Annotated in this window: 14 protein-coding genes; 11 read left to right on the forward strand and 3 right to left on the reverse strand. The window is 38.7% G+C overall.

Features of this window, described 5'->3' with window-relative positions; translation table 11 throughout:
- Positions 1-57 precede the first annotated feature (57 nt).
- The 4 genes from D3H64_RS05045 to D3H64_RS05060 all read left to right on the forward strand — a co-directional run bounded on the left by D3H64_RS05045 (position 58) and on the right by D3H64_RS05060 (position 3,478).
- Positions 58-957, forward strand: a complete 900-nt coding sequence (locus D3H64_RS05045) for a 3D domain-containing protein (protein WP_121565182.1) — start codon at positions 58-60, stop codon at positions 955-957.
- A 365-nt stretch (positions 958-1,322) separates the two neighbouring features.
- Positions 1,323-2,042, forward strand: coding sequence for a transaldolase (locus D3H64_RS05050; RefSeq protein WP_199700140.1), 720 nt, complete (start codon positions 1,323-1,325; stop codon positions 2,040-2,042).
- A gap of 406 nt (positions 2,043-2,448) precedes the next feature.
- Entirely contained in the window at positions 2,449-2,865 is a 417-nt protein-coding gene (locus D3H64_RS05055; RefSeq protein WP_121565184.1) for a hypothetical protein, read from the forward strand.
- Between the two features lie 163 nt (positions 2,866-3,028).
- Positions 3,029-3,478: a hypothetical protein gene (locus tag D3H64_RS05060; protein WP_121565185.1), complete on the forward strand. Its 450-nt coding sequence runs from the start codon at positions 3,029-3,031 to the stop codon at positions 3,476-3,478.
- A gap of 409 nt (positions 3,479-3,887) precedes the next feature.
- Here D3H64_RS05060 and ahpF read toward each other — a convergent pair whose 3' ends face one another.
- From ahpF to D3H64_RS05075, 3 genes are all read right to left on the reverse strand, one after another.
- The gene (ahpF, locus tag D3H64_RS05065) at positions 3,888-5,420 is read right to left on the reverse strand and encodes an alkyl hydroperoxide reductase subunit F (RefSeq protein WP_121565186.1); all 1,533 of its coding nucleotides are present in this window, start codon (positions 5,418-5,420) and stop codon (positions 3,888-3,890) included.
- A gap of 9 nt (positions 5,421-5,429) precedes the next feature.
- Positions 5,430-5,993, reverse strand: a complete 564-nt coding sequence (ahpC, locus tag D3H64_RS05070; protein WP_121565187.1) for an alkyl hydroperoxide reductase subunit C — start codon at positions 5,991-5,993, stop codon at positions 5,430-5,432.
- A 751-nt stretch (positions 5,994-6,744) separates the two neighbouring features.
- A complete protein-coding gene (locus tag D3H64_RS05075; RefSeq protein ID WP_121565216.1) occupies positions 6,745-7,287 on the reverse strand; it encodes a ComE operon protein 2 in 543 nt (180 codons plus the stop codon).
- 131 nt (positions 7,288-7,418) lie between these two features.
- Here D3H64_RS05075 and D3H64_RS10215 point away from each other — a divergent pair, with 131 nt between their 5' ends.
- The 7 genes from D3H64_RS10215 (at position 7,419) to D3H64_RS05105 (ending at position 14,376) form a co-directional block, all read left to right on the forward strand.
- A complete protein-coding gene (locus D3H64_RS10215) occupies positions 7,419-7,595 on the forward strand; it encodes a hypothetical protein (RefSeq protein WP_158589227.1) in 177 nt (58 codons plus the stop codon).
- Complete coding sequence (locus D3H64_RS05080) at positions 7,556-8,398, forward strand: NAD(P)-dependent oxidoreductase (RefSeq protein ID WP_121565188.1); 843 nt, start codon at positions 7,556-7,558, stop codon at positions 8,396-8,398. Before D3H64_RS10215 ends, D3H64_RS05080 begins: the two co-directional genes overlap by 40 nt.
- Positions 8,399-8,410: 12 nt before the next feature.
- Entirely contained in the window at positions 8,411-9,688 is a 1,278-nt protein-coding gene (locus tag D3H64_RS05085; protein ID WP_121565189.1) for a dicarboxylate/amino acid:cation symporter, read from the forward strand.
- Between the two features lie 342 nt (positions 9,689-10,030).
- Positions 10,031-10,888, forward strand: a complete 858-nt coding sequence (locus D3H64_RS05090) for a YitT family protein (protein ID WP_158589228.1) — start codon at positions 10,031-10,033, stop codon at positions 10,886-10,888.
- A gap of 479 nt (positions 10,889-11,367) precedes the next feature.
- Positions 11,368-11,874 carry a small multi-drug export protein gene (locus tag D3H64_RS05095; RefSeq protein ID WP_121565191.1) on the forward strand — a complete coding sequence of 169 codons (507 nt, stop codon included), beginning with the start codon at positions 11,368-11,370 and terminating at the stop codon, positions 11,872-11,874.
- 139 nt (positions 11,875-12,013) lie between these two features.
- Positions 12,014-12,478, forward strand: a complete 465-nt coding sequence (locus D3H64_RS05100) for a DNA starvation/stationary phase protection protein (RefSeq protein ID WP_121565192.1) — start codon at positions 12,014-12,016, stop codon at positions 12,476-12,478.
- Between the two features lie 506 nt (positions 12,479-12,984).
- Positions 12,985-14,376 (forward strand): RsmB/NOP family class I SAM-dependent RNA methyltransferase, encoded by a 1,392-nt coding sequence (locus tag D3H64_RS05105; RefSeq protein ID WP_121565193.1) that lies wholly within the window; start codon positions 12,985-12,987, stop codon positions 14,374-14,376.
- The last annotated feature ends 22 nt before the right edge of the window (positions 14,377-14,398 follow it).

Here is a 14,398-nt window from a genome sequence, read left to right on the forward strand (position 1 = left end):
TTTTGAATCTTAATCCGTGTTAAAGTGATCTTGTCACAAAGAAAGGAAGAGAAGATCATGATGAACACGAAAATGGTTAAGGGGCTTGTAGGGAGCCTACTCTTAGGAGCTTTAGTCCTTCAAGTGCCAACAACAGCCGATGCGTCAAGTCAATCGGTTCATTGGACCCCTCGGACGAGTGAAGAGATTACTAAGTCTTTGAAAAAAGGCGCGAATGGTAAAGAGCTAAGTTATACAATTGTTTGGGGAGACACCTTATCTCAAATTGCAGAAGCAATGGGGGTTGATGTCGATCATTTAGCCCAAATCAATTCTATCCAAAATAAGGATATCATTCATCCAGCTACGGTTTTGACTTATAATAAGGAAGCACATACCGTGACAGTTGAAGAAAAAGATGGAGATAAGGCGACATATAATCTACCAGACCCTACACAAGGTCAAACAGAAGTGAAGCAAAGTAAGCTTGCCCCAAAATCTGAGGAGCAATCAGCAAAAACTTCTGAAGCGGATCAAGTAGCTCCTCAAGGACAAGAGCCTGCAACAGAAGCTCCTGCAACAGAAAAACAAGAGGCAAAATCTGATAATAAAAACAGTGAAGCTAAAGAGGAAGTAAAGGAAACGGTAAGTCCTCAAACTAATGCTACAGCTGAAGAAAAAAGTAAGCCACAAGGGCGGGTGATCACTGTTGAAGCGACTGCTTACAGTCGTCATCAAGCAGGTTTATCCAATATGACAGCCAGTGGAGTGGATCTTTCTAAAAATCCTCGTGTTATCGCAGTGGATCCTCAGTTGATTCCATTGGGATCTCGTGTCTATATTGAAGGCTACGGAGAATTTTTAGCCGCGGATACGGGGGGAGCGATTAAAGGGAACCGCATTGACATCCATATGGAAAGCATAGCAGACTGTCAAGCATTTGGACGTCGGACGCTTCAAATTACAGTCTTAAACTAAATTATTCTTGTGATAGTGAATAAAACAGGAGTCAGTTGATCTAAGGGTCAACTGGCTTTTTTATAAGCTAGAAATGCATGAAAAGTCCTAAGAGAATTGAAATAGAACTAAATGACCATTTCTATGGACAAAAAAGTAAGTCTGGAAGGCTTTACCCCCTTTTTAAATAAGCTTATAATAGAAACAATCCCTAAATGAAAAATATATATTCAAAATGTTCATGGGAATAGTTCAAAAAATACAAATTATGATCTAGGGAAGCCCCTAAGTTAGTCAATAGAGATAAGAGGATAAGTTAAGAAAAGCTCTTATACAAACTTAGCTTGGCTTGAAGGGAAATTTTTAGGTCATAGGCATAAGGAGAGATGGAAATGACAGAATTAGCAACGGCCATTTATTCAGATGGAGCAAGTATAGACGATATGTTGGAAGCACTCGCACAAGGGACAGTGACAGGCTTTACAACCAATCCGTCCTTGATGAAAAAGTCAGGAGTGACTTCTTACACCGATTTTGCTAGTGAAGTGGTACGACAAATAACGGACTATCCCGTCTCTTTTGAAGTCTTTAAAGATGATTTGGAAGGCATGCGACAAGAAGCGTTAAAGATTTCTAGCTTAGGGTCAAATGTGTATGTTAAGATTCCAGTGATCAATTCCAAGGGAGAATCTACTGCTAGCTTGATCAAGGAATTGAGCCAAGAAGGGGTCAAATTAAATGTGACGGCTATTTTTACGGTAGAACAAGTGCGTGAAGTGGTGGATCATTTGACAGATGGCGTGGATAGCATTGTGTCCGTATTCGCTGGTCGCTTGGCGGATGCAGGGATCGATCCTATTCCAGTGATGAAAGAAGCTTTAGCCATTTGTCGTGAAAAGAAGGGTTGTCAACTCTTATGGGCCAGCACTAGAGAAGTGTATAATATCTATCAAGCCGAACAATTAGGGGTAGATATCATCACTTGCCCTCCAGCTGTGATTAAAAAATATGAACAAAATCAAGGGAAAACAGCCCTAGAAGGTTCTTTAGAAACCGTCCAAGGCTTCATGAAAGATATAAAGTCTCTAGGCTTCAGTATTTTGTAATAGAAGCATTGCATTAACAATTAACAATAGGAAAAGTCCAATGGTTTGGTGGTTTATAGTGACCAAATCTTTGGGCTTTTTTAGCCTATTATTAAAGGCAATTTTCTTTTTTTAAGACGGCTATATGAGATGCCTCTATAAAGTCAGTTTTTTATCTGATTTCAAAGAGCTAGTTTTTGTTAAAGGAGATTTACTTTTAAGGAAAATGTGGGCTTATTTTTGGGCATTGTCTAAAACGAAAGTAATAGAGATGAACTAATGGAGATTCATAGGCCTAGAGAACATAGCTTTTGCTCAAGAAGATTGGTATTTTTTGATCTTCAGACTAAAGGCTTATGGTCTTTATCCGCCAAGTATATTAAACTAATAATAGTTAAGATTTCTTAAAAAAGGAGGCGACAAGTGGATGGATAGATTCTTAAGATGGTGTTTTTGCCTATCGCTTAATGTCTTCTTTTCCTGGTGGATTATCTTAACCTTGATGAGCTTATTAGCGGGCGCTTGGTTACTTGTCGGTTCTTTTTTGGCCACGCCTTTTATATACGCATTGTCTGTTTTTGAGGTTATTGGGGAGCACTTCTCTTTACCTAGTTTGATCGTATCTCTTCTTTTGGGCGGAATTGGTTTCTGTAGTATTTATCCCATGCTAAAGCTGACGGATTGGCTAAAGGATCGATTTTTGGACTATTGGAGATGGAACAAACGATTTGTCAAGCTAAGTTCCAGTGAGGCGGATGAAGAGGGAGATTGTTTGACATTAGGGGATCGAGGGCTTTTTGATGATGAAGCTTGTGAGGACACGACGTATTTTGATGAATTTTAAAGATAAAGTCCATCTGAAGCATAAGCCGATAAATGTGAAAGTGGATAATAAATAATGATGCTGCTAAATGTGAAAGTGGATAGGAAATAACGTAGTATTTTTAAAGCTCTGTCGTTAGTGCTTCATGGGGTAAAATCTATACAAAAGGTAAAGGAGCGATGTCATGAGTACAAAAGCTTATACAACTTATTGGGTTAATAGACGCGATGATGTTCGTAAAGAGCACGGGACATATGCTAGCGAAGAGGAAGCCGTTAAGGGTATAGAGGCTTGGTGGGAAATCCATCAAGAGAAACCTCATCATGTGGAAAAGCTACGTACGAATACAGGAGCTTTAGAGATTTATTATGGTGAAGATTACTATTACTACCGTATTGAAGAAAGAAGACTAGACGGTAAGTTACCAGCTGCTCATGCTAAAAAACGTAGCCAAGCGGAAGTTGAAAGCTTGCGGAAAAAATATGATGTGTCAGAAGAATTATATCTTTATGAAGAACTAGCTGAGCCTTATCAAGATCGTTTAACTTTAGCGATGAATGATGGGAAGAAAATCTTAAATTTGCTTTACGATCATAGGGGGCGTCCAGTAAAGCCTTTGCTTTTAAAGGGCTAGTTAGCTAGCTAAGAGCTTAAAAAAAGTGTTTTCTCTCCTATACTACTTTATAGCTTAGGCCATGAGATAGGGACAAAAGGTATTCAAGCAACCATTGGGACAAAGATTTTTTTAGAGCTTAGACCATGTGTTAGGGACAAAAGCCTTAAGAGGTCATTTTTGTGATGTAGATTAGCTGTACAGGCAATCGTCTGTCTCTTTCACCAACATCAAAAAGTATAGAGCCTAAATAAATAAAAAACAAAGCGAGTATAAATGTTGTTAAATCAACATCTATACCCGCTTTTCTTGCTTTTTTACTGTCAAAGTCAGCACGTCAATTGTACTTTTTATTAGCTACGATTGACGTGTTTTTATAATGAAGATGAAGCATTTTTCATCCTCTTGGTTAGGAAGAAAGGGAAAATAATTAGCCTTGTCTCATAAGATAGTCGTGGGCACTCAAGGCAGCTGTAGCACCAGATCCCATCGAAATAACGATTTGTTTATAGGTGGAGTTGGTGCAATCACCGGCAGCAAAAATGCGTTCTTGGTTACTTTGGCCTCGTTCATCTACAATAATTTCACCCTTATCGTTGAGCGTGAGACAGTTTTTAACAAAATCGGTATTTGGAACTAAGCCAACCAGGATAAAGACGCCATCAGCTTTAATCGTATGACTTTCTTGACTGTCTCGGTCGACATAGGTTAAGGATTGAACTTTTCCTTGACCTTCAATGGCAGTGGTATTGGCCTTTGTCACAATTGTTACGTTGGATTTTTCGCGTAATCGTTCAAGAAGAACAGCATCAGCTTTTAAATGATCGGCATATTCTAAAACGGTGACACTTGAAGCTAAATTGGCCATATCTAGGGCGGCTTCTATACCGGAATTGCCACCTCCAATGACGACAACAGGCTTATCTTTAAATAGTGGACCATCGCAGTGAGGGCAATAAGAAATGCCTTTTGCCTTAAATTCCTTTTCACCAGGGACATTAATGAGTCTCCAGTGGGCACCAGTAGCGACAATCAGTGTTTTAGAAGTGAGATAGCCCTGTTCACCAAGTGATACCTTTACTTTTTCATCTTCAACTTCTAAGGAAGATACGGTCACATTTTCAATGAGGTCAATCGGATAGTGTTCGACATGCGCCCTAATTTGCTGCATGAGTTTTGGCCCTTCAGTGTAAATTTGCCCGATCATGTTTTCTATACCGAGAGTTTCGTTGACCTGACCTCCAAAACTTTTAGCCACTAAAGCTACTTTTAAGCCTTTACGAGCGGTATAGATAGCAGCTGATGCACCAGCTGGGCCTCCGCCTATGACAAGGCAATCGTATGGCTCATCAACTTGATAAGTAGGTTTTTCTTGCGGAGAAAGTAAGTCTAAGATTTGGTCTAAATTTTGCCGACCAGAAGCCCATTCTTTGCCGTCAAGGAAAATAGTCGGAACAGCCATAACTTGGTATTTATCTGCCAAGTCTTTAAAGCTTCCTCCTTCAATCATACTGTGAGAAATATTGGGATTGAGGAGAGAAATGATGTTTAAGGCTTGAACGACATCTGGGCAATTATGGCAACTAAGGCTGACAAATGTTTCGAAATGACAAGTTTGTTTTAAGCCTTCAATACGGGCTTTTTGTTCAGGACTAATTTTTGGGGCACGACCACCTACTTGCAAAAGGGCGAGAACAAAAGATTCGAATTCATGCCCAAGAGGTAGACCAGCGAAGCAAATACCGCTATCGTAGTCCTTTCGATCAATGGTAAAAGAAGGTTTTAGCTTAAGATCAGCGCTTGTTAAAGAAAGTTTGCCGCTTAGAGCAACAACTTCCTCCAGAAAGCTTTTGACTTCTTGAGAAGCAGGATCCTCGCCTAGACATGCTTTCAGGACAACTTCTTTTTCTAATAAAGTCAAATACTGACTTAGTTGTTGTTGAAGTTCAGCTGTTAAGACCATGAATCTACCCTAAATTTTACCAACGAGGTCTAGGCCAGGAGTAAGTGTTTGATGATCTTCTTTCCATTTAGCAGGGCATACTTCACCTGGATGGCTACGAACATATTGAGCGGCTTTGATTTTATCGACTAAGCTAGAAGCATCCCGGCCGATACCATCAGCATTAATTTCTACGGTTTGGATGACTCCATCTGGATCGATTAAGAAAGTAGCACGATTAGCTAAGCCACTTTCCTCATCCAAAACGTCGAATTGACGAGAAATTTGTTGGCTTGGGTCACCGATCATCACATACTCTAGACTAGAAATGGCTTCTGAATGGTCGTGCCATGCCTTATGAACGAAATGAGTATCTGTTGAGATAGAGTAAACTTCAGCACCTAACTCTTTAAATTTGGCATAGTTTTCTTGAACGTCTTGTAATTCAGTAGGGCAGACAAAGCTGAAGTCTGCTGGGTAGAAAACAAGGATACTCCAATGACCTTTCAAATCTTCATCGCTAACTTCGATAAATTTTTCTTGGTGGTAGGCGTGCGCCTTAAAAGCTTCAACTGTTTTTCCAATCAATGACATAAGAATTCCTCCTAAGATAAATTAGAATGATTCTACATTCTTCTACTAGTATAACTCTTTCAAATAAAAAATGAAACAGATTTCAGGAAATATACTTCTGCTTTTGTACTAAGAAAATGTTAAGATACCCTAAAAAAAAATAAAGCTGGGCTTTGAAAAGTCTTTTTCTTTGTCGATAGCTGGCTAATTTCTTTAATCTCAATTGAATGATAACGAAAGGCCAAAGTTTGACGGGATAGCTTGCAGGTGATCTAGAAAGTTCACTCGAAAAAACCTAAAATCCAACAAAATTTATCCAATGCAGAATGGTGGACAAATTTTTGGGGGATTTAGTCTATAGGCAAGAAGACAAGGGAAGAGGACAAGGGAAGAAGACATGGTAAGCAGATAAGTCAAGAAGACATGGCAAGAAGACAAGGGAAGAGGATGAGAAAAGTTGACAATAAAAAAGCAAGTCAAGGGTAGAAGTTCCCACTAAAATTAGCTGGTGTGGTCTAATATTAGGGGCATTCATACACATCACTTGCTTTTTTTACATCATTAGTTGAATTATTGGCTAGGAGTGATCTAGTCACTATATTCTTCTGATTGACGACCTATTCTGTAGATAGGGTTTAAGGTTGATATTATAGTTATGTAAGCCTTGTTTAAATGAAGCTATTCTATGGATAGGGTGGAAGGTTGACTTTATAGCTATGTCATTATTGTTTAAATGAACAGATTTCTATGGATAGGCTGAAGTTGACTTAGATTATTGGCAATTTTTACAGTCGCCATTTTCGCAGTTCTCAAAAAGTTGAGGGCTAGAGCTTGGTAGAACAGCATTGGATTCTAGCGCTAAACTCATTTTTTCAAAAAAATGTGGCGGTAATTTAATTTGATGAATAGCGACTCCACTTTGTTCTAACAGGTGGATCGCATAGGCATCGTTTCGGTAGTCATTGAGATAATTGATTTTTTTGATACCAGCCTGAATTAAGCTCTTACTACAAGATAGACAAGGGAAATGGGTAACATATATCTCTGCCCCATCTGTTTGAACACCAAATTTGGCACATTGCAGTAAAGCATTCATTTCTGCATGAATAGTTCTAACACAGTGCCCATCTTGTAAATAGCATCCTTCATCTATACAGTGTGTTTCACCAGAGACAGAACCGTTATATCCTCCTGCAATCATTCGTTTATCCCGAACGATAACGGCACCTACCATGGCACGTTGACAGGTGCTTCTTGTTGCTAGAACAAGACTTTGAGAAATGAAATAGTGATCCCATGGAATACGTTGCGTCATAAGCGTTGGCAAGAAGTACGATTTTCTATATGTTGAAGCTTCTTGCGCTGCCTCCTCTCGTTTTAAAAGATTTAAAAGTCTAAAATATCTTCCTTTATTATACGAAATTTTCATTTCAAAAGGAGAAGAGAATGGAAAATAGTGAAGAAGAAAGGCTTAAAAAGAAGTTGGCAAACAAAAATATAAGAAAGCGCTATGAAATTTTGCGTCCTATTAATGAGAATTGTATAATAAAAAGTTGTGTATCTAATGACTTAAGGAGGAAAATATGGAACGTATTTGGATTTGTGGATCTAATGGGCGTTTAGGTAAGGCTTTGGAACATCATTTAAATCCGATTGATGCGGAAATCATCTCAACGGATATTGATACATTGGATGTCTCTGATTGTGATGAAGTCATCTTATTCGCTCGTCGAAATCGGCCAACCGTTATTATTAACTGTGCTGGGGTGACTAATCATCAGTATTGTCAAGACCATCCAGAAGAAGCTTACAGAGTGAACGGCTTAGGGGCAAGGAATGTGGCGGTTGCTGCTCAATTAATTAATGCCCAACTCATCCATCTTTCTACTGACCAAGTTTTTGGTCAACATATAGATGGCCCTTGTAAAGAGTGTGACCAAGCTTCTCCACTTTCCATTTTTGGGAAGTCTAAATTGTTTGGGGAAGAGATGGTGTCTAGGGTGTGCCCTCATCATTTCATTATTCGCACCAGCTGGCTATACTCTAATGAAAACCATATGGTGGAAAAAGTTTTAGAAAAGGCTAAAAAGAATGAAGTGATTTCCATTTCGAGAACGGCTATTGGGTCGCCAACCTCTGCCTATGCCTTATCCTTGTTCATTATTCAATTGATGAAAAGCCATGAATATGGGGTTTATCATGCAAGTTGTGAAGGTTATTGTTCTCAACGAGAATTTACGGAAAAGATTTTGGAAAATGCGGGATTGACCGCCCAATTAAAAGAAGTAGAAGATTATTCCGACCAAATTTTCCGTCCCAAATCAGTTGCTTTGGAGAATTTTATTCTTAATATTTCTGATATTTATCAGTTTCCAACTTGGCAAGAAACCTTAGCGGACTATATGACTCATAATGGCTTGATGTAAAAGGAGAGACGGATGAAACGATTGAAGAAAATGACACTAACGTCAAAAATTATGTTAGGCCTTGTTTTAGGTTTAATCGTTGGTATTTTGATTAACCAATTGATGCCAGCCTCGACTTTACGAGATAAAGTATTGGTAGATGGGATTTTATATATCGTAGGCCAAGGCTTTATTCGCCTCATGCAAATGATTGTTGTTCCCTTAGTCTTCTTCTCCTTGGTTAATGGAGCAATGAGCATGGGTGATCCTAAGAAATTAGGGAAAATTGGGATTCAAACGGTTATTTTTTATCTAGTAACAACCACATTAGCTGTTGCTTTAGCTTTGATTATTGCTCATATGATTCAACCAGGTCAAGGAATGGACTTATCTAAAATGTTAGCTAGTGTTAAAGGGACTAAGCCTCTTTCAGCTGCAAATAAAATATCTATGGTGGATACTTTAGTGAATATTATTCCGACGAATCCTTTTGCTGCCTTGGCAAATGGTGAAATGCTCCAAGTGATTGTTTTTGCCCTCTTACTGGGTGTGGTGCTCGCGAATGCTCCTAGTAATTTGCAAGCCATTAGCAATTTGATGGAAGAAGGCAATCATTTGATGATGAGCTTGACGGGGATTGTAATGAATATCGCTCCTTTTGGGGTCTTTAGCTTAATTGCCAGAACTTTTTCCAATTTGGGCTTATCTGCAGTGGCATCTATGTTTGCTTATGTGGGGACGACTCTTTTAGGATTGACTGCCCACTTGGTATTGGTTTATTTGTTCTTATTAGTCGTTTTAGCACGAGTCAATCCTTTTACTTTCTTAAAGAAATTTTTCCCTGTGATGAGTTTTGCTTTATCGACTTCAAGCTCTAGTGCTACAGTTCCTTTGAATATTCAAAAGTTAGCGGAGATGGGAGTGAGCCGGAAGATTTCATCCTTTACGATTCCTTTAGGAGCAACAGTGAATATGGATGGAACGGCTATTATGCAGGGGGTAGCAGTTGTGTTTGCTGCTAACGCCTATGGGATGCATTTGAGCTTAACGGATTATATCACCGTTATTTTGGCGGCTACCTTAGCTTCTATCGGGACTGCAGGAATTCCGTCTGTGGGGATTATTACTTTAACCATGGTCTTTAATTCAGTGGGCTTACCAGTGACAGCTATTGCAATGATTATGGGGATTGATCGGATTGTTGATATGTTCCGTACAACTGTCAATATAACAGGAGATGCGGTTTGTACGGTGGTTATGGCCAAATGGAATGGAAGCGAAACTTTTGACCAAGAGAAATACGATAGTTAATTGTTGATAGAATAATATATTTGTTGTAAAAAGTGGGATAGTTAATTGCCGATAGAATAATAAATTGTGGCAAGAAGTAGGCTAGTTAACACCCTTTTGAGCGATAGAATTTGATGTAGAAAAAGTACTATAGGTCATCATCTATATAGATATTAAGTTTTACTTACAAAAATGAATTAAAGATTAAAGGGAGTCTATCCTAGAGACCTAGTCTTGATGAGAAAGATAGACCCCCTTTTATTTGCTACTTGTTATTTCAAATAAAAACCACTAATATAACGGTATTGAGACTGAAGAAGTATAGTTTTAGAAGCAAAAATGTTGAGAAAAGGGGAAATGATGATGAGCCGATGGTTTGCGCCACAAAAATTAATGAATTATGCGTATATGCTTGGGGGAACCATGCTGATCGCTGTAGGGATCAACTCATTTTTCGTACCTTTTAGCTTGGTTGCTGGTGGGATGAATGGGGTTAGTATTTTGCTCTATCGCTTATTTGCTATTAGCCCAGATGTTTCCCTATTTTGGTCTAACTTCCCCCTGTTATTAATGAGCTACTTTTTTATCGGGAAACGGTATACATTGAATACAATCGTTTGTTCTTTTTTGCTCCCTGTCTGTGTTAGACTCATGCAAGCTTTTCCGGTCTATTCAGGGGATCCTATGCTGGCAGCCCTCTTTGGTGGGATTATCGCTGGCCTAGGGATTGGTTTGGTATTCCGAGGGGGTTCTTCTACTGGCGGGACAGGTATCCCTATTCAAATTCTCCATGATTATTTGAAGATTCCCTATGGCTTAGGGGTAATTATAGTAGATGGGTCAGTTTTAATGTCGGCGTTTATCTTTTTGGATTTTACAACTGGTCTTTATTCTTTAATCGCATTAGCTTGCGTTTCTAAGGCAGTGGATTATGTTCAAACTGGTGGGGTATCAGCCAAAACTTGCTTTATTATCTCTAACAAGAGTGCTAGTTTAATTGATAGCTTGGTTAAGAAAGATTTTGGGGTAACTATTGTAGAAAGTCGCGGAGCCTACTCTCAAGAAGATAAACAAATGTTGGTTTGCACTTGCCCGCAAAAACGTGTGAGTGAATTGAAGGAAACCTTGAAAGCAGAAGATAAGGCAGCCTTTTGTGTCATCTTTGATACGAAAGAAGTGGTGGGCAATCGTTGGGAAAGCCTAGATGCTGATTCGAAATAAATAGTGTGAGGGGTAAAGCTTAGATGGTGATTGGAAATAAAAGTATGAGGGGTAAAGCCTCATGAAGAAGCCTTGCTTTACATAACTATTAAGGACTGAGTCAAGTAAAAAGAGTTCTGTTAGCTGAATAATGTAGGGAGAAAGCCAGAGATTCGCTTTTGGGAGCATTAGTTCAGTTGATGAACTCTTTTTTATTAGGGAATGACAGCTTACTTTTTCCTTACTTAATTTAAATAGAATAATTGTGAAAAAACTATTATCATTTCCGAATAGTAAATGAGAATACTTCTGATTTATTTGACTTAGATTCTTAGGTTGACTAAAATTTAAGAGGCTAGAAGATTTGGATCTTTGTAGAAGGGTCTCTTGTTTGCTTCAAGGCAAGATTTATTGAGAACAAGAAGTGACAATTGGACTAAAATCCTTCCTTAGCAATAGCGATGTTATATGTAATAAACAAATAATGTAGAGGAGTAATTATGGTAGAAACAGTAGTGGCTTTTTTTAAAGAGTATTTGACTTCAGAAATGATCGTTTTTATCGTTTCTTTAATGCCTATTTTAGAATTACGTGGGGGCTTAGTAGCAGCAAGTTTATTAGGTTTACCTTGGATGAAAGCAGCAAGTATTGCTGTTATTGGGAATTTATTACCCGTTCCATTCATTGTATTCTTTATTGAAAAGATTTTGGAATATTTGGCTAAGCATGGTCCCATTAAAAATTTAGCTCGAACAATGATGAAGAAGGGACGGTCAAAAGGCTTAGAGCTTCAAAATAGATACCCCAATAGTATCTTGTTAGGGCTTTTCTTATTTGTAGGTATTCCCTTGCCAGGAACAGGAGCTTGGACGGGGTCTTTAATTGCCGCTTTCCTTGGGGTTAAACCTAAGAATGCCTTATGGCCAATAGCGCTAGGTGTTCTACTGGCTTGTTTGATTATGTCCGTTCTGTCTTATGCCTTGCCAGGAGCTTTTGGCTTGAAATAGGACAAAAGACTATCGGGATAATTGTCTTTAGGCTTAATTTACAAATTTTAGAATGATTATCAAAAATAGATGCATATGACTTGATCTTTCTCAAACAGTAGGGGTATAATGGATTCAAAAGATAAAGGAGGAAATGATTATGGCATATCAAGAAACACAAAAAGTTTTGAATCAATTAGTAGCAGATCTCACTCAAATGGCAACAGTTATCCATCAAGTTCACTGGTATATGCGTGGGGACGGTTTCTTATACTACCATCCTTTAATGGACGAATGGATGGATGAAGTGAATGGCCAATTGGATGAAGTAGCCGAACGTTTGATCACATTGGGTGGAGAACCTTATTCTACTTTGGAAGAATTCTCTGAACATAGCAAGATTAAATCTAAGAAGGCTAACTACAACTTAACCCTAAAAGAACACTTTGAAACTTTATTTGCAGCTTACACTTACTTGAATGAACAATTTGCTAAAGGGATTGAAGTAGCTGATTCTGAAGGGGATAACCCAAGTTCAGATATGTTCCATGAATACAAAGCAACTACTGATAAACGTTTATGGATGTTAGCTGCTGAATTGAACAAGGGAGCAGGCCTTAAATAATAGGCGAATCTTTTGAGCGTTTTTTCCCTAAAGTCATCAGCAGATCACTTATATAGGATCATGATGACGGAAAATTTAAATATTACCTCAAAAAGTGCTGAGTATTCAGCACTTTTTTTATTAGATAGCTCCTAGCCTTTTGCCTTTTCTCTTTGCTTATTTTATGCTTCTAGTGGATCAAGTGAAGCTTATAACTTAAGGAGTAGAAAATAACAAAAATCTTCTTAAGTTATAATGAGCTTTTCTAAAATGAGAATGACTTAACTTAAAAGAACCATTTTTCTAGCTTGAAACTTTCTTTTAGGCCAATGGGATTCTTTTTCTAGGGCTCTAAGAGAAGATGGGGAAATGTCCAAGAGTAAATATTTGAACAAGGAAGATCTGTTTGGGCGATTTATAAAAAGTAAAGGAAGTATTTCATAAAAATTTATAGCATGCTAAACTAGATCTAGTAGTAAGGGCTTACGACTAGTGAGCCGGTTGAATGGACTAAAAGGAGGACCAACGTGCAATTACCTAAAGCTTTCATCGAAAAATATCAAACTCTCCTAGCTGAGGAAGCTGAGGCATTTTTTCAATCTTTAGAAAAAGGCAAAGGGGAGAAGGCTTTTCGCTTGAATCCTATCAAGGCAAAATTGGCGCCAGAATTGACAAGTGATCTGATAGGAAACTGTTTGAAGGCACCATTTGGTCATCAGGCCTACTTTGGTGAAGTCAAAGGTAAAAGTCCTGAACATGTCGCTGGACTGGTCTATAGTCAGGAGCCATCTGCCATGATTGTAGCGGATGTAGCTGAAGCGAAGGCAGGAGAAAGAATCCTAGATTTATGTGCGGCTCCAGGTGGCAAGACAACCCAATTAGCAGCGGATATGGCTGGAGAAGGGCTTTTAGTGAGTAATGAAATTATTCCTAAACGGGCAAAGATTTTGGCAGAAAATGTAGAACGATGGGGTTATCCACATGTCGTGGTGACTAATCACTCTCCAGCAGAATTAGTGGCACATTTTCCTGAGTTCTTTGATGCGGTCGTCGTGGATGCTCCTTGCTCTGGGGAGGGAATGTTTCGTAAAGATAATCCGGCAAGTGATTTGTGGGAGGAATCTACTCCTATCATTTGTCAAAGACGTCAGAAAGATATTTTATTAGAAGCGGTTAAAATGTTGAAAGTAGGGGGACGTTTGATCTATTCAACCTGTACCTTTGCTAAAGAAGAGGATGAAGAAATTGTTTCTTGGCTGGTAGAGGAATTGGGATTAAGCATTGAAGCAATCGACCGACAAGGCTGCTCTCATGGTCGAAAAGAATGGGGGAGTGTTCCAGGCTTGGAGGGGACTGTTCGCTTATGGCCTCACCTTCAAAAAGGGGAAGGTCATTTTGTGGCTAAGCTAGTGAAAGGGAAGGCTAGTGAGATTTTTTATCAAGATAAGTCTGATATGCCTAAGAAGAACAAGAAAAAACGTCAAAAATCTCAAAAAACGCCTCGACAATTTTCAAAGGAAGAACAAGTTTACCTAGAGGACTTGCTAGCTCGTTTTCCTTTTGAAAAAACTGGTAAATTGGTGAGATTTGGGGATAGAGTATATTATCAAGCCGAAGATTTTCCGGATTCACAGGGCTTAAAGTTACCTTTGCCAGGCCTTGCTATTGGGGAATTTCGAAAAAATAGAATTGAACCTTTACATGCTTTTGCGCTATTGGCCGACCCTTGTGTAGAAAAATGGCCTAGAATTGATCTAACAGAGGAGGAATGGCGACTTTATATGAGTGGGCAAAGCTTGCCTTATAAAGGGCAGTCTTCTTGGGTTCTACTGACCTATAGGCATTTGCCTTTTGCTTTTGCCAAGCATACAGCTGGCCAATTAAAAAATGCCTACCCTAAAGGTTTGCGTTTTGTTTAGTCTGTAGGAAAAGAAGATAAAA

This window comes from Atopobacter sp. AH10 (assembly GCF_003664595.1).
In the GTDB taxonomy this organism is placed as follows: Bacteria; Bacillota; Bacilli; order Lactobacillales; family Aerococcaceae; genus Atopobacter.

Coding starts and splice junctions, on each gene's coding strand:
- D3H64_RS10215 (WP_158589227.1), top strand. CDS start 7,419: ATGGAAAATAGTGAAGAAGAAAGGCTTAAAAAGAAGTTGGCAAACAAA.
- D3H64_RS05045 (WP_121565182.1), top strand. CDS start 58: ATGATGAACACGAAAATGGTTAAGGGGCTTGTAGGGAGCCTACTCTTA.
- D3H64_RS05060 (WP_121565185.1), top strand. CDS start 3,029: ATGAGTACAAAAGCTTATACAACTTATTGGGTTAATAGACGCGATGAT.
- D3H64_RS05095 (WP_121565191.1), top strand. CDS start 11,368: ATGGTAGAAACAGTAGTGGCTTTTTTTAAAGAGTATTTGACTTCAGAA.
- D3H64_RS05100 (WP_121565192.1), top strand. CDS start 12,014: ATGGCATATCAAGAAACACAAAAAGTTTTGAATCAATTAGTAGCAGAT.
- D3H64_RS05075 (WP_121565216.1), bottom strand. CDS start 7,287: ATGACGCAACGTATTCCATGGGATCACTATTTCATTTCTCAAAGTCTT.
- D3H64_RS05090 (WP_158589228.1), top strand. CDS start 10,031: ATGAGCCGATGGTTTGCGCCACAAAAATTAATGAATTATGCGTATATG.
- ahpC (WP_121565187.1), bottom strand. CDS start 5,993: ATGTCATTGATTGGAAAAACAGTTGAAGCTTTTAAGGCGCACGCCTAC.
- D3H64_RS05080 (WP_121565188.1), top strand. CDS start 7,556: ATGGAACGTATTTGGATTTGTGGATCTAATGGGCGTTTAGGTAAGGCT.
- D3H64_RS05055 (WP_121565184.1), top strand. CDS start 2,449: ATGGATAGATTCTTAAGATGGTGTTTTTGCCTATCGCTTAATGTCTTC.
- D3H64_RS05050 (WP_199700140.1), top strand. CDS start 1,323: ATGGAAATGACAGAATTAGCAACGGCCATTTATTCAGATGGAGCAAGT.
- D3H64_RS05085 (WP_121565189.1), top strand. CDS start 8,411: ATGAAACGATTGAAGAAAATGACACTAACGTCAAAAATTATGTTAGGC.
- ahpF (WP_121565186.1), bottom strand. CDS start 5,420: ATGGTCTTAACAGCTGAACTTCAACAACAACTAAGTCAGTATTTGACT.